This window comes from Ornithinibacillus halotolerans (assembly GCF_014637405.1).
Taxonomy (GTDB): domain Bacteria; phylum Bacillota; class Bacilli; order Bacillales; family Amphibacillaceae; genus Ornithinibacillus; species Ornithinibacillus halotolerans.
This window is the reverse complement of sequence record NZ_BMEY01000020.1, coordinates 1-20,550: the sequence shown is the minus strand read 5'-3', so window position 1 is coordinate 20,550 and position 20,550 is coordinate 1. Positions and strand designations below refer to the sequence as shown.

General features: G+C 37.2%; 20 protein-coding genes. 11 read left to right on the top strand and 9 right to left on the bottom strand.

The features are described from left to right. Nucleotides 1-46: 46 nt before the first annotated feature. The 4 genes from nadE to IEV35_RS16040 form a co-directional block, all read right to left on the bottom strand. On the bottom strand, nucleotides 47-874 hold the full coding sequence (nadE, locus tag IEV35_RS16055) for an NAD(+) synthase (protein WP_188385687.1): 828 nt from the start codon (nucleotides 872-874) through the stop codon (nucleotides 47-49). 43 nt (nucleotides 875-917) lie between these two features. Beyond that, the gene (locus IEV35_RS16050) at nucleotides 918-2,366 is read right to left on the bottom strand and encodes a nicotinate phosphoribosyltransferase (RefSeq protein ID WP_188385686.1); all 1,449 of its coding nucleotides are present in this window, start codon (nucleotides 2,364-2,366) and stop codon (nucleotides 918-920) included. A gap of 42 nt (nucleotides 2,367-2,408) precedes the next feature. Continuing rightward, a complete protein-coding gene (locus tag IEV35_RS16045; protein WP_188385685.1) occupies nucleotides 2,409-2,966 on the bottom strand; it encodes a cysteine hydrolase family protein in 558 nt (185 codons plus the stop codon). A 217-nt stretch (nucleotides 2,967-3,183) separates the two neighbouring features. Continuing rightward, a complete protein-coding gene (locus IEV35_RS16040; RefSeq protein WP_229740775.1) occupies nucleotides 3,184-4,008 on the bottom strand; it encodes a class I SAM-dependent methyltransferase in 825 nt (274 codons plus the stop codon). A 239-nt stretch (nucleotides 4,009-4,247) separates the two neighbouring features. On the opposite strand from IEV35_RS16040, the gene IEV35_RS16035 reads away from it, so the two are divergent. The 4 genes from IEV35_RS16035 to IEV35_RS16020 all read left to right on the top strand — a co-directional run bounded on the left by IEV35_RS16035 (nucleotide 4,248) and on the right by IEV35_RS16020 (nucleotide 7,871). Beyond that, nucleotides 4,248-4,784 (top strand): HD domain-containing protein, encoded by a 537-nt coding sequence (locus tag IEV35_RS16035; protein ID WP_188385684.1) that lies wholly within the window; start codon nucleotides 4,248-4,250, stop codon nucleotides 4,782-4,784. A 150-nt stretch (nucleotides 4,785-4,934) separates the two neighbouring features. After that, nucleotides 4,935-6,992, top strand: coding sequence for a catalase (locus tag IEV35_RS16030; RefSeq protein ID WP_188385683.1), 2,058 nt, complete (start codon nucleotides 4,935-4,937; stop codon nucleotides 6,990-6,992). 112 nt (nucleotides 6,993-7,104) lie between these two features. Further along, complete coding sequence (locus IEV35_RS16025) at nucleotides 7,105-7,656, top strand: NADPH-dependent FMN reductase (protein WP_188385739.1); 552 nt, start codon at nucleotides 7,105-7,107, stop codon at nucleotides 7,654-7,656. 59 nt (nucleotides 7,657-7,715) lie between these two features. Next, entirely contained in the window at nucleotides 7,716-7,871 is a 156-nt protein-coding gene (locus tag IEV35_RS16020) for a hypothetical protein (RefSeq protein ID WP_188385682.1), read from the top strand. A 33-nt stretch (nucleotides 7,872-7,904) separates the two neighbouring features. Here IEV35_RS16020 and IEV35_RS16015 read toward each other — a convergent pair whose 3' ends face one another. Continuing rightward, nucleotides 7,905-8,888 carry a peptidoglycan recognition protein family protein gene (locus IEV35_RS16015; RefSeq protein WP_188385681.1) on the bottom strand — a complete coding sequence of 328 codons (984 nt, stop codon included), beginning with the start codon at nucleotides 8,886-8,888 and terminating at the stop codon, nucleotides 7,905-7,907. 323 nt (nucleotides 8,889-9,211) lie between these two features. Here IEV35_RS16015 and IEV35_RS16010 point away from each other — a divergent pair, with 323 nt between their 5' ends. After that, a complete protein-coding gene (locus tag IEV35_RS16010) occupies nucleotides 9,212-9,985 on the top strand; it encodes a tyrosine-protein phosphatase (protein WP_188385680.1) in 774 nt (257 codons plus the stop codon). 20 nt (nucleotides 9,986-10,005) lie between these two features. On the opposite strand, the gene IEV35_RS16005 is transcribed toward IEV35_RS16010, so the two are convergent. Continuing rightward, nucleotides 10,006-11,403, bottom strand: a complete 1,398-nt coding sequence (locus IEV35_RS16005) for an amino acid permease (RefSeq protein WP_188385679.1) — start codon at nucleotides 11,401-11,403, stop codon at nucleotides 10,006-10,008. A 147-nt stretch (nucleotides 11,404-11,550) separates the two neighbouring features. Further along, nucleotides 11,551-12,768: a PLL family lectin gene (locus IEV35_RS16000; RefSeq protein WP_188385678.1), complete on the bottom strand. Its 1,218-nt coding sequence runs from the start codon at nucleotides 12,766-12,768 to the stop codon at nucleotides 11,551-11,553. Nucleotides 12,769-13,012: 244 nt separating this feature from the next. Between IEV35_RS16000 and IEV35_RS15995 the strand changes: the two genes are divergently transcribed. The 3 genes from IEV35_RS15995 to IEV35_RS15985 are packed head-to-tail and all read left to right on the top strand — an operon-like array spanning nucleotide 13,013 to nucleotide 15,192. After that, nucleotides 13,013-13,867, top strand: coding sequence for a carbon-nitrogen hydrolase family protein (locus IEV35_RS15995; protein WP_188385677.1), 855 nt, complete (start codon nucleotides 13,013-13,015; stop codon nucleotides 13,865-13,867). Nucleotides 13,868-13,883: 16 nt separating this feature from the next. Further along, nucleotides 13,884-14,549: a GNAT family N-acetyltransferase gene (locus IEV35_RS15990; protein WP_188385676.1), complete on the top strand. Its 666-nt coding sequence runs from the start codon at nucleotides 13,884-13,886 to the stop codon at nucleotides 14,547-14,549. Between the two features lie 34 nt (nucleotides 14,550-14,583). Beyond that, the gene (locus tag IEV35_RS15985) at nucleotides 14,584-15,192 is read left to right on the top strand and encodes a LysE/ArgO family amino acid transporter (RefSeq protein WP_188385675.1); all 609 of its coding nucleotides are present in this window, start codon (nucleotides 14,584-14,586) and stop codon (nucleotides 15,190-15,192) included. 162 nt (nucleotides 15,193-15,354) lie between these two features. Here IEV35_RS15985 and IEV35_RS15980 read toward each other — a convergent pair whose 3' ends face one another. Together IEV35_RS15980 and IEV35_RS15975 are read right to left on the bottom strand one after the other, a co-directional pair. Beyond that, the gene (locus tag IEV35_RS15980; RefSeq protein WP_373284780.1) at nucleotides 15,355-15,825 is read right to left on the bottom strand and encodes a GNAT family N-acetyltransferase; all 471 of its coding nucleotides are present in this window, start codon (nucleotides 15,823-15,825) and stop codon (nucleotides 15,355-15,357) included. A 56-nt stretch (nucleotides 15,826-15,881) separates the two neighbouring features. Next, nucleotides 15,882-16,601: a YebC/PmpR family DNA-binding transcriptional regulator gene (locus IEV35_RS15975; RefSeq protein WP_188385673.1), complete on the bottom strand. Its 720-nt coding sequence runs from the start codon at nucleotides 16,599-16,601 to the stop codon at nucleotides 15,882-15,884. 253 nt (nucleotides 16,602-16,854) lie between these two features. Here IEV35_RS15975 and IEV35_RS15970 point away from each other — a divergent pair, with 253 nt between their 5' ends. From IEV35_RS15970 to IEV35_RS20220, 3 genes are all read left to right on the top strand, one after another. Then, on the top strand, nucleotides 16,855-18,750 hold the full coding sequence (locus IEV35_RS15970) for a PrkA family serine protein kinase (RefSeq protein ID WP_188385672.1): 1,896 nt from the start codon (nucleotides 16,855-16,857) through the stop codon (nucleotides 18,748-18,750). 254 nt (nucleotides 18,751-19,004) lie between these two features. Then, nucleotides 19,005-20,177 carry a sporulation protein YhbH gene (yhbH, locus tag IEV35_RS15965; RefSeq protein WP_188385671.1) on the top strand — a complete coding sequence of 391 codons (1,173 nt, stop codon included), beginning with the start codon at nucleotides 19,005-19,007 and terminating at the stop codon, nucleotides 20,175-20,177. A 149-nt stretch (nucleotides 20,178-20,326) separates the two neighbouring features. Further along, the coding region (locus tag IEV35_RS20220; RefSeq protein WP_229740774.1) for a hypothetical protein at nucleotides 20,327-20,550 on the top strand (224 nt) is incomplete at its 3' end.

Here is a 20,550-nt window from a genome sequence, read left to right as displayed (position 1 = left end):
ATACAGTAAAAAGCTCTCAAGCATGGGGGATGCTTGAGAGTTTTTATTATTTCCACCAGTCATCAAAAATAGAGACCGCTTGATGACGTTTATGTCTGGATTTCATATATAGGTTTTCGATTCTTTTCTTATTTTCCTCTGGTACTTCTTTTCCTTCTAAATAGTCATCAATATGCTCGTAAGTAACACCTAAGGCAACTTCATCTGGCTGTGCGGGTTTATTCTCTTCTAGATCAGCTGTCGGAACTTTTGCATATAAATGTTCGGGACAACCAAGTTCTTTTAGAAGTATCTTTCCTTGTCTTTTATTTAATCCATAGAGAGGAATAAGGTCACATGCTCCGTCTCCATGCTTCGTAAAGAATCCAGTTATTGCCTCAGCAGCATGGTCAGTACCAAGTATGAAGCAATTGTACATTCCACCGATACTATATTGTGCTTTCATTCGTTCTCGAGCTTTTTCGTTTCCTTTTATAAAGTCACTTAAGGTCACACCAGCTTGTTCTAAGGAGGCAACACTTGCATCAACAGCATTCTTAATATTTACCGTCAATACCTTACTTGGTTTTACAAAGTCAATAGCATCCTGACAGTCATCCTCATCGAATTGCTCTCCATATGGAAGACGAACACCGATAAATTGATACGGTTCATCTTCATTGGTCTCATTTAATTCATTGACTGCTATTTGGGCTAACTTGGCAGCTAGGGTAGAATCTTGGCCACCAGAGATGCCGAGAACATATCCTTTTGCAAAAGGATGTTTCAACAAATAATTTTTTAAGAAGTCGACACGTTTTCTAATCTCAACTTTTGGTTCAATCGTTGCTTGGACTTTGAGTTCACCTATAATTTGATTTTGTAGGTTGCTCATTTTCGTTTCCCCTTTCTCTAACACGAGACTTGTCCTAATGCCCTCACTTTTTAACTTTTGTTTTTACTTCTTCTATTTTTTTCATTTTGTTTTCCCAAGTTTTTGTACTTAAGTCAACAGGGTACTCTTCGGGGTTAATTGTTCGTTTATACTCTGCCCAGAGTAGTTCCAGTTGTTCTTCTACATAGGATTGAATAGCTAATAAACTTGGTGGATTGTATACTAACTCTCCATTTTCAAAAATATCATGGTGTAAGTTAATTGCCTCGAAGTCGGTAACAAATTTACTTATATACGTATGAACCGGATGGAACATCTTAATACGATCTTCCTGATTTGGATCTTCACATTCTAATGTAATATAATCCCCTTCTGAACGATGATTAATCCGGTTAATAATTCGATACACTTTCTTAATCCCTGGTGTAGTTACTTTTTCGGGGTTTCCAGAAATTTTAATTGTATCCTCCATTTCACCGTGTTCATTTTCAATCGCAACAATCTTGTATACAGCGCCTAGTGCTGGTTGGTCAAATGCGGTAATTAACTTTGTACCAACTCCGTAAACATCAATCATAGCTCCTTGTGATTTAAGACTGGAGATGGTTGATTCATCTAAATCATTAGATGCGTAAATTTTTGCTTCCGGAAATCCTGCATCATCTAACATTTTCCTCGTCTCTTTTGATAGATAAGCCAAGTCGCCACTATCTAATCGAACTCCTAAGAAGTTAATCGTATCTCCAAGTTCTTTAGCTACTTTTATCGCATTTGGTACTCCGGAACGTAATGTGTCATACGTATCTACTAGGAATACACAATTTTTATGTCGTTCAGCATATTTTTTAAATGCAGTATATTCATCTTGATATGCTTGCACCATGGAATGTGCATGTGTTCCTGCAACTGGAATTCCAAATAGTTTTCCAGCACGAACATTACTTGTAGCTTGAAAACCTCCAATAAATGCAGCTCGAGTACCCCAGATAGCAGCATCCAATTCTTGGGCTCTTCTTGTACCAAATTCCATATATGTTTTATCCATATCAATATGCTTAATTCGAGAGGCTTTCGTTGCGATTAATGTTTGGTAATTTACGATATTTAATAAGGCAGTTTCAATTAATTGTGCTTCGGCAAGGGGAGCTTCCACTCGAATAAGTGGTTCATTGCCAAACACGACTTCTCCTTCCTGCATCGCTTTAATCGAACCTGTAAATTTAATCGCTTTCAAATAATCGAGAAAATCATCTTTATATCCAATTTCTGATAAATATTGAATATCAGATTCAGTAAACTTAAAGTTCTGAATGAATTCAATTACCCTTTCTAAACCTGCAAATACGGCATATCCATTTCCGAATGGAAGTTTACGAAAGTATAAGTCAAATACGGCACGACGTTCATGTATATTGTCCGCCCAATAGGTTTCTGCCATGTTTATTTGATATAGGTCGGTATGAAGGGTTAGACTGTCGTCGGTATATTTCATGAAATAAAACCTCCTAAATAGCTGTACTAATATTCTTACCAATTATTCTTTTATTACTTTTGCGTTGAGACAGTTAACAAAGTGATCTAATGCCCACTCGTGACCTGCTTGATTAAAGCTAGCCACTCCTTTTTCATGAATGACAATTTGATACCCTTTTCCATACGCATCTACTGCTGTATGTAGGACACAAATATCTGTACAGCAGCCAACGATATGAATTTCTTTAATATCCCGTTCTCGGAGCATTACATCTAAATTAGTGCCAACAAAGGCAGAATATCTTGTTTTATCCATCCAATGCACATTTGCTTTTTCTTTATTTTCTTCCCAGACGTAATGTAACTCCCCATAAAGTTCTCTCCCTTTTGTGCCAACAATGTTATGTGGTGGGAAAAGCTTAGTTTCAGGGTGAAAGGTATCGCCTTCTAAATGCCCATCAATAGCAAAAATAACTTCATCGCCGTTTTGAATAAATTGGTTCGTAATTTGAACAATATACGCTTCCAAATCCTGTCCAGGCTTTCCGCAAGTTAATGCACCATCTTCTGCAATAAAGTCGTTTGTATAATCAACATTTAGCAAAGCTTTTTTTGTCATTTTACACGTCACTCCTTAAATATAGTATGTAAGAATTTTTGTGATTTTATTGTTCAACACTGAACAAACTATGTATCAATGCAGCTTCATTAATTTAGTTCTCATCATTAATTGTATAGTTTTATTTCAGAAAGTTCAACGAGTTTGTGAAAGTTATGTGTCAAAGTATTAAAAGAGCCAGGCATCAAAACAAATGACACCTAGCTTGTTATAGTAGCTATTCAGCAACAATTACAAAACTATCTAACGATTCCTTTTTGTATGTTGGGTTTTTCATTAAGTCATAATAACTTTGTACGAGTGTTTGGATTGGAGTTGGAGCTATGCTGAACTTTGGTCGAATATGGTTAGCGTAACCAATTTCCCAATCTCCATCTTGTAGAAATGTTGCATTAACTGTTGTTTCTTTTTGAATGGAAAAGCCAGCTAGTTGTAGAAAACTTTTCACCTGTTCTTTGTAAAATAGATTCTGGATATTCCCATCATTATTTACGAAGTTGGAATAGAGCGCCAAAATGGAAGCTGCAAGGAAGTGATTCCGTTGGGAAGGCTTTCCATAGTCAAGATCCCACTCTGCAAAGCAGACTTTCTTAGCAATTGCTTTCATCTTCCTAAAATAATCTAATAAAGTTTCCGGCTGTCTAAAGTACCATGATGAATGAGATAATACAACAACATCAAAAGGTTTATTCACTTCAAAAAAAGCAAAATCCGTTTCAAAATGGAATGAAATCCTATTACCTAAATCCGATTGTGTAATAACATTTGTAGCTTGCCCTAAAGTTAAAGGCGCTCCATAATCGGGATTGGCAATGTCTATTGCGATAACATGTCCAGTTTCTCCTACTGCATGTGCTAATGCAACGGTAGTATCTCCTTGACCACAGCCAATTTCTAACACACGCATCCCTTCACTAATTTCAAATGTATCGACTAAACTCAGTCGATGTTGAAGTTGGATTTGCTGGACTTCATCATTTTTATATAAGTTGTATGTTTTTAAAAAGTTAGCAGTTTTTTCATTTATATTAAATTGTTTCAACGTATGTTCCTCCTAAGAAAAAGAATAATAGTATAAGTATAGGAGGATATTTTCTGCAATTTACTCCTCCTGTTTCATCCAAATAACTGGAGTAACTACTACCATCAATTCATCGACTCCTTCATTTAATATACAGACAGTGTATCATGATGATGTTGTATTTCCTAAAAATTCTAATTGATTTCAATCATTAAAAATGATAATATATCGATAATTTAACTATCGGAAGGGGAGTGTACATGAGATACGTTACATTAACAGACATTTATCATCATTCAATCACACAAAAATATGTAAGACGTTCAGGGATGGCACATGCGATTTCAGTTGCTCATCACGCCTTTGATTTAGCAGTGAAGCAAGAAGTTAACCCAGATTGGGCAGCAAAGGCAGGATTTCTACATGATATTGGTCATTATGAGTGGTATAGTGACGGAGAATGGGATTATAACCTTTATCGCGAATATGATATTCATCCTATAAAAGGAGCAGAACGGGCACATAAACTCCTCGTCCGTTTAGGAGAGGATAAATATGCTGCCAAGGAGATTGCACACGCGATTTTATTTCATACCGATTCAGCACTTCCTCAAGGTGAATTTCAATTTTCTCCATTACAAAAAATTGTTCATTTAGCAGATGAAATGGACAAACAACCAGGAAATTTACATCATTACCGTAATATCGATAATCGAGAAGAATTAGCACTTATTCAACAACTTGATCAAAAGGTTGAACATTATTTTTCCTCTATTAGTACAAAACACCAAGGGTAATGAGACCATTATACCTTGGACTTCTTTTCATCCCACAGTTCTCCCCGCGACGATCAGTCCTTTTTATATAAAACGATAATCTTTTTATCCTCCTTCACATACAAATGAAATGGGCTCTATTTTCATTTAACAACAAGGAGGCGCAAAGAAATGGATAATGAAAAGAACAAACGTCCAATGGATAAAAAGGATGAGCAACTAGAAAAGTATCGTAGAAAAAATACTGGTCCTGGCAAGAAAATGACGGATGATACTGGTGTAAAGGTTTCTAACGACCAAACGACGTTAAGAGCTGGAAGGCGTGGCCCGGGCTTATGGCAAGATTTCCATTTTTATAAAAAGCAGTCTCATTTTGATAGGGAGCGAATACCAGAAAAAGTGGTTCATGCCAGAGGATTTGGTGTATATGGTGTATTTGAAAACTACAAATCATTGAAACATTTAACAGCAGCACACTTTCTAGGAGAGGCTGGCAGGCAGACTTCCGTATTTGTTCGTTTTTCAAACTTTGTCGGGAATAGAGGTTCTAAAGATACTGCGGTAGATATCCGTGGTTTTGCGACAAAGTTTTATACGGAAGAAGGAAATTATGATATGTTAGCACTTCAATTCCCTGTATTTATCTTAGCGGATGGCATGAAGTTTATGGATGTTACCCATGCAGCAAAACCTAATCCAAAAGTCCATATTCCACAAGCGACAACTGCACATGATGAATTTTGGGATTATGTAGCAAATAATCAAGAATCGGCACATATGGTGATGTGGCTAATGTCTATGCGTGGACGCCCGAGAAGTTGGCGGATGATGGCAGGTTGGCCAATTAATACGTTTATACTTATTAATGAACAAGGAAATCCTACTTTTGTCCGTTTTAAATGGACACCGAAGCTAGGAGTGCATTCGTTATTATTAGATGAAGCGAATATTATAGGTGGCGTTGACCCAGATTTCCATCGTAGGGATATCGTAGAGGCCATTCAAAAGGGTGCTTACCCAGAGTATGAGCTAGGCATGCAATTGATTGATTATGAAGATGAATTTAAATATGAATTTGATGTATTAGATGATACGAAGCATTGGCCGGAAGAAGTAATTCCAGTACAGCCTGTTGGGAAGATGACTCTGGACCGATTAGTTGATAACTTTTTTGCTGAAGAAGAACAATCGGCCTTTGATCCTGCCAACTTAGTTCCGGGAATTGACTTTAGTAATGATCCTGTTCTACAAAGTAGAGCATTTCCTTATCGTGATACTGAACTTCACCGACATCACTCCGCAAACTTTGAAAATCTCCCAGTTAATAAACCAATTGTAGAACGCAATTACAATCTTAGAAGAAGTTATTTACGACATCGAATAGATGTGGATAATATTCATTATCATAAAAACTCACTTGCGGGCAATACGCCTGAAGAAGCAACTTTTGAAGAAGGGGGCTTTGTTAGTTTCCCTGAAAAGGTGGAAGGGCGAATTACGAGAGAAGTACCAAGTGATTCTTTCAATGACTTTTTCTCCCAAGCTCGACTTTTCTGGAATAGTATTTCCGATATAGAGAAGCAAGATTTGTTAGAAACGTTCACCTTTCATCTACAGTATGTGAAAAGTAAATCCGTCAGGCAGCAAAATGTGGAAATGTGGGCAAATGTAGATCGGGGTATGGCCTGTTATTTAGCTGAACAATTAGGAGTAGAACCTCCTAAGAACAATCATGTTTCAGAATCTAGAAGTTATCCCTCAATTAGTCAGTTAAATACTCCTCACTCTGCTTATACACAAAAAGTGGGGATTCTTATAGGTAATGGTTTTAATGGTGCTGAAGTGAGACGTGTTATGAATATGTTTGAGCAACAAGGAGTATTTTACGATATTATTAGTGAAAAATTAGGTGTCGTCACTGGTGGTGATGGTACACAAATTGAAGCAAATGAAACATTCTTAACGAAGTATGCAGTGTTATATGATTCTCTATACGTAGTTGGTGGAAGGGGAGAAAATCAAGCGAAGTTAAATCAAGATATTATGGAATTTGTCCGTGTAGCATATAAATACTATAAATCAATTGGTGTCGCAACAACTGGAAGTCCTTATATCCGAAAAGTAGATGGGAATAATCTTGCGGGGGTTGTATTTGCTGCAAACAATCCAAACTTTGAGAAAGAATTTCTAGCAGCAATTGCAAAACAAAGGTTTTGGAATCGAACATAATTTTATTGGATCCTCTACATAGGGGATCCTTTTTATTTTCTATTAATTAATAAGATTTGAAATAATTTTCGTTATTATGGATAATAAATGAAAAGAGAAAGGAATGATGAACATGACAAAAATTGGTGTATTTGTAGGAAGTCTACGTGAAGAATCTTTTTCAAAGAAGTTAGCTAATCATGTCGTAAATACATTTCCAGCTGGGTATGATGCAGAAATAATAGGAATTGGTCACCTGCCGTTCTATAACCAAGATTTTGATGATAAAGGTAATGTTCCAGCTGAAGTCGTTACATTCAGAGATAAGGTTGCAGCTTGTGATGCATTTTTATTTGTCACTCCAGAATATAATCGCTCTATTCCAGCTGTATTAAAGAATGCACTGGACACAGCTTCTCGTCCAAAAACAGATAGTAAATGGGGAGGAAAACCAGCGGCAATTATAAGTCAATCCCCAGGTGGCTTAGGTGGATTTGGTGCTAATCATCATATTCGTCAAGTGCTAACTTGTTTAAATGTACCTGTATTACAACAACCTGAAGCATACATAAGTAATGTTGCGACATTATTAAACGATAATGGTGAAGTTGTGAATGAAAGTACAGTGGAGTTTTTACAACATTTCGTTGATCAGTTTGTTGAATTACTAAAAAGATATGTATAATAAGAATACTTCCGACGAATATTAGAAAAACACTACCTGTAAAGGAGGTTTTCTAATAAATGAAGAAGTTCTTGTTAGCATTATTTTTAATTATCCCGACTTTTTCTTTGGCAGCTTGTGGTCAAGATGAACTTCCTGAAGAAGGAGAAGACATTGAAGAACTTGATGTCGAGGAAGAAGATGAAATTGGCGATGGCGAAATAGATGATGAGTAACATATACACCCTCTGATATTCAGAGGGTGTAATTTATTGCGTCGAGTCCCTTATTTCCTTCATTTTCTCTAATACAAGTGGATAGAGGTTTTTCTTAGCACTCTTTGTTGAATTTCCACCAAAGAAATTGGTACCAGGGCAAGATTTTACTTCATAACTTTTCCCATGATCTAATACTCTTTCTTTCGTCTTGTAATGCCACCAATGATGGTACGTAATTGTATCAATGGATGGGACTAAATCAAACTTCAGGGCTAGTGCTGCTGTAACATAAACAATCGCTTCTTTTTGTTCTTTTGTCATTTGATCCTGACCAATGTCGAAGTCCCCTAGATTTTCAATTGCAATCCCATTTCTATTCGCAATCGGTCCAATCGTTCCCTCCGGTGCATCGTTCAATGGCCGTGAAACAGCAACTCTCCCATCAGGAAAGATAGTAATGTTCTGGGCGATGTTATTCCATTTCATCGTTTGCCTATGAAACTGTTGCATACTGTTTAGTAATTGAAAGTGATTATTCCCTTTAAAATGTCTATACGATGGTTTCCAAGTGTGATGCTGTTGAATGAGATTGACCTCTCGCGTAACTTGTTGGTTAAATAACCAATCTTTAAATTCTTCTTTTGTCATTAAAATATGTTGACCGTTCATTACCATCTGTTTTGGCATAATTTTAAGCAGTTGTCCAGGGTAAAGTTGGTTAGAAGTAAGGTGGTTCACTTGTTTTATAATTTCTGGAGTGGAGCGGTATTTGGCTGCAATTTCCGCTAGCGTTTCCCCATGCATTACCTCATACGTAAATGGTACCCACAATTTTTGCCCAGCATTTACCGTATCCCTCTGAATTCCATTCGTCAGCTTTAATTCTTCCACGGAAATACGGTATTTTTCAGCAATACGAGGCAAAGAGTCATTTTGTTGCACGACATAAATGTTTGGAGGTTGATTATTAGCCTCTATCTGGAAAGATGGTAGTAGAAATATAATGAAAAACAGTAAAATATAACGTAATTTCATCATTTTCTTTTCCTTTCAGGTGATAATGAGGTGATTTTGGGTTAGATTTGCTTTTATTATGGTGTGATTTTTACTGGTTGACATAATCTTTAGCCAGTTTTAGTGAAACTTTAGCAACTTTCAGCCAAACTTTAGCAACTTTACACCAAACTTTAGCAACTTCCACCCAAACTTTAGCTTCTATCCCAAATCTAGCTATCCCTCCTCAATTAGTCTAAGATGATTTCCATTTAATATGCAGTCAATCCACTCTTTTCTTGGCTTGCCACTAGAATGTATCGTATCATTAAAGGAAAACAGTACGAACTAGGAGAGAATGATAAATGAAAAATTTAACTCGTGAAATTACTTTAGAGGGTACTTTCAACTTTAGGGAACTTGGTGGCTATGAAACTACTGATGGTAAACATGTAAAGAGTGGGGTGCTATATCGTTCCGGCAACTTGAGTAGATTAACTGAGCGAGATTTAGACGTAATTAAAGAACTTGGTATCAAAAATATTTGTGACTTACGGGATAATGATGAAGTGAGTAAACATCCTGATCCTGATATTGATGGTGTGAAGTGGAATCATATTTCAATGATTGATGATGAAGGTGTAGTAAAACAGCCTGGCGAGATTGACCAGTTTGTTGGGAAGTTAATAAATAGTAAGCCGGGGGAATTGCTTTTAAACTTGAATCGTGAAATGGTTGCTAACACAAGTGGATTTGAACGGGTATTCCGTGTTATATTAAATGATCCAGGTGAACCGATGCTTTTCCATTGTATGGCTGGAAAAGATAGAACTGGTGCTGTTGCAGCACTCATCTTAAGTGCACTAGGTGTTTCACGTGAATTAATTGAAAAAGATTATTTATATACAAACGAATCATTTGATGAAATACAGAAAGGGTTTTATGAGATTGGTTATACTATGCCAGATTTTATTGATAAAGAAATTGTCAAGGCGATGTATGAGGCACGTTTAGACTACATTCGTGCATTCTTTGAAGAGGTGGAGAAGAAATATGGAAGTGTTGAATCATACTTGCTAAATGGAATAGGGTTAACAGAGCAGGACCTAAATACACTTCGAAGCCATTTATTAGTATAAACAAAAACGCACAGTAGATCTTAAGATTTACTGTGCGTTTTTGGATTCATTAAACTATGTTTTCTTCCATAAAAGCTGTAGAATGCTAATCCAACTAAAAACCATATCGCAGATGCAATTAATGTATCAGTAGATAATTGAGTAATTAAAAAGATACAAGATAAAAATGATGCAATTGGTACTAATGGAAATAGCGGAACCTTAAATCCACCCTCAGGAAGTTGTTTGTCTTTTCTCAAGAAAATAATGCCAACAGAAACGATAGAAAAAGCTAGAAGTGTTCCCATGTTCGTCATTTCAGCAAGCTTGGATAATGGTAGAAACCCAGCACAGAGGGCTATTAATATGGCAAAGATCCATGTGCTAATTACTGGCGAATTTTTCTTATTTAAGCGGGCCATCTTTTTTGGCAATAATTGGTCACGACCAAGTGCAAATAGTAGTCTTGTACCTCCGTAAAGTAGAACGAGAATAACTGTAATCATACCAGTAATTGCCCCTAAAGAGATAAACCCAGCTATCCAGTCTTGATTGACCATTTCCATTGCGAAACTTACTGGATCACTTACATTTAGATTCGTAAAAGGAACCATTCCTGTTAGGACAAGGGAAACCGTTACATATAACGCAGTACAGATAAACAAAGAACCAATAATTCCAATTGGCATTGTCTTTTGTGGATTTTTAACCTCTTCTGCTGCAGAGGAAACCGCATCAAATCCAAGATAGGCGAAAAAGACAAGGGCAGCTCCTGCAAGAACCCCTTCCCAACCAAACGGTATAAAAGGAGTCCAGTTGACCGGTTTCACATAGAAAAGACCAACAATAATAAATAGCAAAATTACACTTACTTTAATGAAAACCATAATTCTATTTAATCGGTTCGACTCTTGTAACCCATAAGAAAGTAAATGAGCTAGTAATAAAATAATAATAATAGCAGGGAGATTGATATAGGTACCCTCTTCCGGTTGAAACGATCCTGTAAATGCCTTTGGTATCATTAAGTTAAATCCCTCTAACAAGGATACAAAATAAGCTGACCAACCAGTTGCTACTGAAGCGGCTGCAAGACCATACTCCAGTACTAATGCCCATGCAACAATCCATGCAATTACTTCTCCAAAAACTGTATAACTATATGTATACGCACTTCCTGTAATCGGAATGGAAGAGGCAAATTCGGAATAACACATCGCTGCTAAGGAACAAACAAAAGCTGCAATAATGAATGAGAAAATTATTCCAGGTCCTGCATGTAATGCAGCAACTGTCCCTGGCAGAATAAATATCCCTGTTCCAATAATGGCACCGACTCCAAGCATGATTAAATCAAATGCTCCTAATGTTCGTTTAAGTTGGTTGCCTTCTGTGTGTTGAAGCATATCATTGATGCCTTTTTTTCTAAGTTTATTCACAATATAACCTCTTTTGTTCTTAGTAGTATAAATGTAGTTTATGTACTTTTTCTAATCTCTCTCATAGAAAAACATCTTTTCATTATAACAAAAACAAAATGAGGTACAAGGTGAATTTGTACCTCATTAAAAGTTAGTGCTTTAGAATTATCTACCCCACCAAGTATGGATTAAAGATTGATTTTGTCCTCTTGCAAATACATCAATTCGATTTGGCCCCCAGGAAACTGCTGCAGGTGCAGAGGTTAAAGAGCCACCAAGATTCTCCCAATTTTCCCAACGAGATCCATTCCATGTGCGTTTAAATAATCGATTTCCTGTTCCACGAACAAAAACATCTAATTGATTGTTGCGGCGAGAGGAAACAGTTGGAGCACTTGTTAATGCTCCCCCAAGGTTTTCCCAATTACTCCATCGAGATCCATTCCACCATTTATGAATTAATTGATTATTTTGTCCGCGAGCAAAGACATCGATGCGATTTGGGCCCCAAGAGACTGCAGCTGGTTCGGAATTGAGATTTCCCCCAAGGTCTTCCCATTCTTCCCAACGAGATCCGTTCCAAGTTCGTTTATATAGTCGATTTCCGGTTCCTCTGACAAACACATCTAATTGATTCGAACGACGAGATGACGCTGCTGGGCCACTTGTTAATACGCCACCAAGGCTTTCCCAATCATTCCATCGTGTTCCATCCCACCATTTATGATAAAGTGCATTATCTGTTCCACGTACAAAGACGTCAATTCGATTAGGTCCCCATGAAACTGCTCCAGGAGGGCTTGTTAACACACCGCCAAGATTCTCCCAATCGTGCCATCGAGAACCATCCCACCACTTGTGGTAAAGAGCATTATCTGTTCCTCTTCCGAATACATCGAGTCGGTTAGCTTGCCAAGATGATACAGTTGGGGCCGATGTAAGTACACCACCTAAGTCTTCCCAATTTGCCCAAACTTGACCTGGTCCTGGCTGAGGTTGCCCTCCACCACCAGTCAGAATGCCTAAGGTAATTTGAATTAATCTTCTTAATACACGATCTACAGTGTTTTGGGGAACATTTAATTGGTTAAATAATAAATTAAACCAAGGAACTTGTCTTTGAAACTGGTTATAGATTTGATTGGCATTTTGGTTTGTATCCGCTTGATTCACCACATAATTCACAACAAAGAAAAATACATATTCGGTAATTTGACGATTCACACCAGCATCCTCAAATTGATCGTATAGATCACTATGTTGTGTCCGAATCGTTTGTAAAATCTCCTGAACACTTTGTTGTTGCCTCATATCTTGATACAATGGTTGCCCGTAATATTGTACGGGGACAAACTGTGGAAAATAATATTGATAATAAAACATGTGCATCCCTCCGCTTTTTAATTAGAATATGCGCAAGTGGGTTATGTGGAAGTGGTGAGTGAGCCTATATTTTGGAAGAGTAAATTAGACAGGTTGTCAAATTAAGGGTGTACATATGGTATAGGACACATAAACTTAAAGCTCTAAACCGACACTAAAATAATAGGAAAAAATTATATTGTATTCTTAAAAATAATGAAATATAGTACAGATATAAATAGATTAATGAAAAGAGGCTTAACAAATGCGTTTACGTGTTTCAGCAGTGCAATATAACCTAGAGAAAGTCAATAGTTTTGAAGAGTTTGCAAAACAAGTTACTCATCACGTACGGACAGCTCATGAATATGATTCCGAGTTTGTTCTCTTTCCAGAGTTTTTAACAACTCAATTACTTTCTATTTCCGATGAGACAGTAAGTAGAGTGGATGACTTGCCGAAGTATACAGAACAGTACATTGAATTATTTACGAACCTTGCGAAAGAAACAGGGATGCATATTATTGGTGGAACCCATGTAATTAGAAAAGAAGGTCATTTATATAACACAGCCTTTCTTTTTTACCCAGACGGTCGCGTAGTAGAACAACCTAAATTACATATGACACCAACAGAGAAAAAAGATTGGAATATTACTCCTGGAGAATCCATACAAATATTTGAAACAGAAAAAGGTAAAATCGCCTTGTTAACATGCTATGACATGGAGTTCCCAGAAATTGTTCGTATCGTTCGTGGAATGGGAGCAGATGTTATCTTCGCCCCTTCTTGTACAGATGATTTACATGGGTTTAACCGGGTGCGCTATACATGCCATGCCCGGACAATTGAAAATCAAGTATATGTCGTGACTACTGGAACAGTTGGTGCATTAAAAAATGTGGACTTTATGAGAGCGAATTATGGTCAAGCGGCAGTCATTACACCAAACGATATTCCTTTTCCGAAAAACGGAATTTTAATGGAAGGCGAGTTCAATCATGAGATGATTATTACGGCTGACTTAGATCTTTCGCTTTTATATAAAGTAAGAGAAGAAGGATCGGTAACAACTTGGACAGATAGACGCTTAGATTTATATCCCGACCTTAGTAAGTAAGAGGGGAGGTAGGCTTGTGGTATACAGAAAACAAGTCTATGTAAAAAATGAGGAGAGTTTTGTAAGTGTTGTCGTTCGAAATTATGTGAGGGAAGATTTTGATGAGTTAATTAATATTCAGGCAGAAAGCTTTCCTCCTCCATTTCCATCTGAGCTTTGGTGGAATAAAGAGCAATTAGAGAACCATGTTTCCTTATTTCCAGAAGGAGCGCTATGTGTTGAGGTCAATGGAGAATTAGCAGGGTCTATGACTGGTTTAATCGTTAACTTTGACCCTGCTTATCCAGCACATACTTGGGAAGAAATAACCGATGATGGCTATATTCGTAACCATGATCCAAATGGGAACACGTTATATGTGGTAGATATTTGCATACGGCCAAAGTTTCGTAAGCTAGCCTTAGGTAAATTATTGATGCAATCGATGTATGAGGTTGTCGTGCATAAAGGGTTAGAGCGTTTGCTTGGTGGTGGTAGAATGCCAGGATACTATAGGTATTCCGACTATATAACGGCAGAGGAGTATGTGAGTGAGGTAGTAACCGGTAAATTTAATGATCCGGTAATTACTTTCCTGTTGCATGCTGGAAGAACCCCAGTTACAGTAGTTCCAAATTATATAGAAGATGATGAGTCTCAAAATTATGCTGTGTTAATGGAATGGAATAATCCGTTTAAATGATAGTGTAAAAGGTTAATAGAAAGTTGGTATGCAATTGGAACCGATGATTCATGGCATTCTTTTAGCTTTTGGCCTAATCATCCCATTAGGAGTACAAAATGTTTTTATCTTTAATCAAGAGGCGACACAGCCGAGGTTTCTCACTGCCGTTCCCGCAATAGTTACAGCTGCACTTTGTGATACATTATTAATTACATTAGCGGTAACGGGAGTTTCTGTTGTATTAGTAAGTTTTGAGGAGATTAGGTTAGTTCTATTTACAGTTGGATTTTGTTTTCTATTATATATGGGCTTGGTTATGTGGAGAACTAAACCAAGTATCGATCAAGAAAAGAAGTACTTATCGATTAAAAAACAAATTTCCTTTGCAGCATCCGTATCATTGCTCAATCCACATGCAATACTGGATACATTTGGCGTCATTGGTACGAGTTCACTTCTTTATGTGGGAGTAGGAAAAGTCACCTTTGCATTAGCGTGTATCACTGTCTCTTGGCTATGGTTTATCGGGTTAGCAATAATCGGTCGGGTAATTGGCAGTCTGTCACAGTCCTCTAACTTTCTGTACAGACTAAATCAAGTATCAGCAATTATTATTTGGACTGTAGCGCTGTACATGGGAAGCAAATTAATTTTTAAATAACAGTAAGAGGCTCGGCTCTAGCCAATTAGAGCTCGTAAATTATGAACATTTACCACATTAGCCCCGGAAATAGGCAGTATATTTTCGGGGCGGTTTAGATGTGCTACCTTTAATGTTAGGTTTAACCCTTTTTGTAATTGTGATGTCCTAGCCTCTATTTTATTAGAGTTGCTTTGAAACAAACAGACGACTGATTTCATACCCATTCTTTTCATAAAGCGAACTAGCCACTTCATTCTCAGACCAATAATCGAGTTCAATTCGATTAATCCCACGTTCCTTTGCGTGGCCTTCAATTGCTTCCATTAGCCTCGTTCCATACCCTTTCTTCTGTTTCTGGTTTAATACACTAATCTGATGGACATATAAAGAACTGTAGGCTTTTTTAAACATTGTTTCGGGATGATTCCTAATTTCAATCATGGCGAACCCGAGTGGCATATCTCCGTCTTCTAACACGAGAAAAATATAATTCTCTTTCTCTACCATACTTTGGAAAAACGTTTTAATTTCCTCAAAGTTGTAAGGCTTAAAGAATTCTGGATAAAGTTCAACATGTAAATCATGGACAGGTTTATTTAGTTTGGCTATTAATCCCGCGTCCTTTGTCTGGCTAATGTGCACTTCTCTCATCCCCTTATATGTATAAAAAACGCCCTAATCAAATAGGACGCTCTTTGTTGTTGTAGTTATTCACCTAAATCAACATTATGATACACTTGTTGAACATCTTCTAAGTCTTCTAATACATCTACTAACTTTTCAAACTGAGCTTTCGATTCTTCATCTAAAGTGACTTCGTTTTGTGGTAGCATTGTTAATTCTGCAACTGTAAATTCAGTAATGCCAACCCCTTTAAAAGCTTCTTGAACCGCATGATATTGATCTGGCTCTGCGTAAACGATAACTATCTCTTCTTCCTCAAGTACATCGCGAACATCAATATCTGCTTCCATTAGTAATTCAAGAACTTCATCAGCGGTTTTACCTTCGACACCAAATACGGCAGTTGCATCAAACATGTAAGCAACAGAGCCACTAACACCCATGTTTCCACCATTTTTACCAAATGCAGCACGAACTTCAGAAGCCGTTCTATTTACGTTGTTTGTTAATGTATCTACAATCAGCATGGAGCCATTCGGACCAAATCCTTCATAACGAAGTTCATCATAACTCTCTTCTGCTCCACCTTTTGCCTTTTCAATAGCTTTTTCAATAATATGTTTTGGTACACTATATGTTTTCGCACGTTCAAGTACTACTTTAAGTGCTTGGTTTGCTTCTGGATCTGGTTCTCCAGATTTCGCAGCTACATAAATTTCTCTGCCAAACTTCGCATAAATCCGACTCGTGTTTTTGTCTTTTTCAGCTTTCTTATCTTTAATATTATTCCATTTACGTCCCATAAAAGAACATCTCGCTTTCTTTATGAATGTATTGACTTGTAAGATAGGAATTCACGGTATCCACCTTTTGACTCTACTATTATACACTATTTGGAAAAAGATTTCTTTGGTAGATTATTGGCTAATTGTGAAAATCATAACTTGGGGACAGTCCCCCTAAAAAGGACAACCATTGTAAAAACTTGTCGGCATCTTGGCACAAAATCGTGCATAAGCTATATAAACCGCGTCCAAGATGGAGGGAATGAAAAATATGGATATTCTTAACAAGGTAAGAAGTTTTCGTGAAGAAGAGAACCGTTTGAAGTGGGAGGGAACATTTGCTGAGTACCTCGATATTGTCAAGGAGAGACCTGAAGTCGCCCAGACAGCCCACTCGCGTGTATATAATATGATCAAAGCGGCTGGGGTAAAAGAACGGGATGGGCGGAAGATGTATGAGTTCTTTGGTGAAGAGATTTTTGGTTTGGAAGAGGCAATTGAGCGACTTGTTGAAGAATACTTTCATCCTGCTGCAAAGCGACTTGATGTAAGAAAAAGAATATTACTATTAATGGGCCCGGTTAGTGGTGGTAAATCAACAATCGTAACGATGTTAAAAAGGGGATTAGAGAAGTACTCCCGAACAGATGAAGGTGCCGTCTATGCGATAAAGGGATGTCCAATGCATGAAGACCCACTCCATTTAATCCCACAACATTTACGAGATGACTTTTTCGCAGAATATGGAATTCGTATTGAAGGTAGTCTTTCTCCACTTAATACGATGCGATTGGAAAAAGAATACGGTGGACGTGTAGAAGAAGTCATGGTTGAGCGAATCTTCTTCTCAGAGGATAAACGTGTGGGGATTGGAACGTTTAGTCCATCTGATCCGAAATCACAAGATATAGCTGATTTGACTGGAAGTATTGATTTTTCCACAATCGCGGAGTACGGATCAGAATCAGACCCAAGAGCATACCGATTTGATGGGGAGCTAAATAAGGCAAACCGAGGGATGATGGAATTCCAAGAGATGCTCAAATGTGATGAGAAGTTTTTATGGCATTTACTCTCTCTTACGCAAGAAGGAAATTTTAAAGCTGGAAGATTTGCGCTTATTTCCGCAGATGAATTGATTGTCGCGCACACTAACGAATCAGAGTACCGTTCTTTTATATCTAATAAGAAAAATGAGGCACTTCATTCGAGAATAATCGTTATGCCGATTCCGTATAATTTACGGGTAAGTGAAGAAGAGCGAATATATGCAAAGATGATTAAACAAAGTGATATTGCTCATGTGCATATTGCACCTCATGCTTTACGAGTAGCGGCCATTTTCTCTGTATTAACGAGATTAAAGGATTCTAAGAAACAAGGTGTAGACCTGTTAAAGAAAATGCGTTTATATGACGGGGATAATGTCGAAGGATTTAACCAAGTAGATGTGGAAGAACTGAAAAAGGAATTCCCTACAGAAGGTATGGAAGGAATTGATCCACGGTATGTTATAAACCGAATTTCCTCGGCAATTATTCGCAAAGAAGTTCCATCGATTAACGCCCTGGATGTATTACGCTCTTTAAAAGAAGGACTTGACCAACATGCATCAATTTCCAATGAAGATAAAGAAACATATATGAATTATATATCTATAGCAAGAAAAGAGTATGATGAGATTGCGAAGAAGGAAGTGCAAAAGGCATTCGTATACTCCTATGAAGAATCAGCGAAATCATTAATGAATAACTATCTAGATAATGTTGAAGCTTATTGTAATAAAAATAAACTGAGAGATCCATTAACTGGAGAAGAGATGAATCCAGATGAAAAACTAATGCGATCGATTGAAGAACAAATCGGTATATCGGAAAATGCCAAACGTTCTTTCCGAGAAGAAATCTTAATACGAATATCTGCTTTTGCTAGAAAAGGTAAACGATTTGATTATAATTCCCATGAGCGACTTCGGGAGGCCATTCAGAAAAAGTTGTTTGCTGATTTAAAAGATGTGGTCAAAATTACTACTTCATCGAAAACACCAGATGAATCGCAATTGAAGAAGATTAATGAAGTAATTGCTAGATTGATAGATGAACATGGTTATAATTCTGTTTCTGCCAATGAACTACTACGATACGTTGGAAGCCTGTTGAACCGATAATTATGCATAGTCATACGGTAACGAGATTTGCTAATTAGCTAGTCTTGTTACCCTTTTTTAATCTATTAGTTACAATAAAATGCAATAATATGCGCCTAGCTGCATATTATAGAGAAAAGTATCGAAATCTTAACAAGAAATTGATGCTTTAAACAGGTATCCGATGATGACGATGCTTGTTGAAAATGTAAGCTTGGCAATCAGTTTATTAAGATTTCCAAGTTAATAATTCCAAATGAATAGGAGGGGATGTTGTGCAGGAAGGTAAAGAGAATTTTGTCATCTCCGAGGAAAACTGGTCCCTCCATCGCAAAGGCTTTCAAGACCAACAACGACACATGGATAAAGTAAAGGAAGCCATTAAAAATAACTTACCAGATTTAATCAGTGAAGAAAGTATCGTGATGTCAAATGGACGTGATGTCATAAAAATTCCAATTCGTTCATTAGATGAATACAAAATCCGATACAACTACAACAAATCTAAGCATGTAGGGCAAGGAAATGGAGATAGCAAAGTTGGAGATGTAGTAGCTAGAGATCCAAATGCGAAAGGGAGCGGGAGACCAGGTCCTGGCGATGGAAAGAAAGCGGGCGATAAGCCTGGGCATGACTACTATGAAGCTGAGGTATCGTTAGAAAAGTTAGAAGAGGCCCTATTTAAGGAATTAGAATTACCAAATTTAAAAGAAAAAGAAAAAGCAGAGATTGTTATTGAAAAAACTGAATTTAACGATGTCCGTAAAAAAGGTTTAATGGGCAATATAGATAAGAAACGTACCATCTTAACCGCATTAAAACGAAATGCAAGAGAAGGAAGACCTGGGATTACGCCAATTTATAATGATGATTTACGATTTAAGACATGGAATGAAGTGATTAAACCGGAATCAAAAGCGGTTGTTCTTGCGATGATGGACACAAGTGCATCCATGGGATCCTTCGAGAAATATATGGCAAGAAGCTTCTTCTTCTGGATGACACGGTTTTTAAAAACAAAATATGAGCATGTTGAGATTGCCTTTATTGCCCATCATACGGAAGCAAAAGAAGTAACAGAAGACCAATTTTTTAATAAAGGTGAAAGTGGCGGTACCATCTGCTCGTCCGCATATACTAAAGCATTAGAATTAATTGATACACGCTACAACCCAAGTCGGTATAATATTTATCCTTTCCACTTTTCCGACGGGGAGAATATTACCTCAGATAATCCAAAATGTATCCGCCTAGTGCAAGAAATTATGGATGTTTCCAATATCTTTGGGTACGCAGAAGTTAATATTTATAATCGCCACTCCACGTTAATGCGAGCATATAATACAATTGACGACCCGAAATTCCGTCACTATATTCTAAAAGAAAAACGCGATGTATACCATGCGATGAAGAGCTTCTTCCAACGTGATGCAGCAGTAACTGTATAGTATATGTAAATCCTCAGGGAAATGTTCCTGGGGATTTTTTTGTTGTCTTTATAAATGAGAATAAATTGAAAGGCAATCCAGATAATAAAAAGGCATTGTAGACGCGAGATTGGTGAAGTGCAGTTCTCGAGTTTAATTTGCTGAGAAAAATGCATGAAATGAAGTTGATGCGCGTTCTCGAGATTAATTTGCTGGGAAAAATGCATGAAATGAAGTTGATGCGCGTTTTCGAGTTTAATTTGCTGGGAAAAATGCATGAAATGAAGTTGATGCGCGTTCTCGAGTTTAATTTGCTGAGAAAAATGCATGAAATGAAGTTGATGCGCGTTTTCGAGTTTAATTTGCTGGGAAAAATGCATGAAATGAAGTTGAT

Coding starts and splice junctions, on each gene's coding strand:
- nadE (WP_188385687.1), bottom strand. CDS start 874: ATGAGCAACCTACAAAATCAAATTATAGGTGAACTCAAAGTCCAAGCA.
- IEV35_RS16035 (WP_188385684.1), top strand. CDS start 4,248: ATGAGATACGTTACATTAACAGACATTTATCATCATTCAATCACACAA.
- IEV35_RS16020 (WP_188385682.1), top strand. CDS start 7,716: ATGAAGAAGTTCTTGTTAGCATTATTTTTAATTATCCCGACTTTTTCT.
- IEV35_RS16050 (WP_188385686.1), bottom strand. CDS start 2,366: ATGAAATATACCGACGACAGTCTAACCCTTCATACCGACCTATATCAA.
- IEV35_RS16025 (WP_188385739.1), top strand. CDS start 7,105: ATGACAAAAATTGGTGTATTTGTAGGAAGTCTACGTGAAGAATCTTTT.
- IEV35_RS16045 (WP_188385685.1), bottom strand. CDS start 2,966: ATGACAAAAAAAGCTTTGCTAAATGTTGATTATACAAACGACTTTATT.
- IEV35_RS16015 (WP_188385681.1), bottom strand. CDS start 8,888: ATGAAATTACGTTATATTTTACTGTTTTTCATTATATTTCTACTACCA.
- IEV35_RS16000 (WP_188385678.1), bottom strand. CDS start 12,768: ATGTTTTATTATCAATATTATTTTCCACAGTTTGTCCCCGTACAATAT.
- IEV35_RS15970 (WP_188385672.1), top strand. CDS start 16,855: ATGGATATTCTTAACAAGGTAAGAAGTTTTCGTGAAGAAGAGAACCGT.
- IEV35_RS15980 (WP_373284780.1), bottom strand. CDS start 15,825: ATGAGAGAAGTGCACATTAGCCAGACAAAGGACGCGGGATTAATAGCC.
- IEV35_RS15995 (WP_188385677.1), top strand. CDS start 13,013: ATGCGTTTACGTGTTTCAGCAGTGCAATATAACCTAGAGAAAGTCAAT.
- IEV35_RS16010 (WP_188385680.1), top strand. CDS start 9,212: ATGAAAAATTTAACTCGTGAAATTACTTTAGAGGGTACTTTCAACTTT.
- IEV35_RS16030 (WP_188385683.1), top strand. CDS start 4,935: ATGGATAATGAAAAGAACAAACGTCCAATGGATAAAAAGGATGAGCAA.
- IEV35_RS15975 (WP_188385673.1), bottom strand. CDS start 16,601: ATGGGACGTAAATGGAATAATATTAAAGATAAGAAAGCTGAAAAAGAC.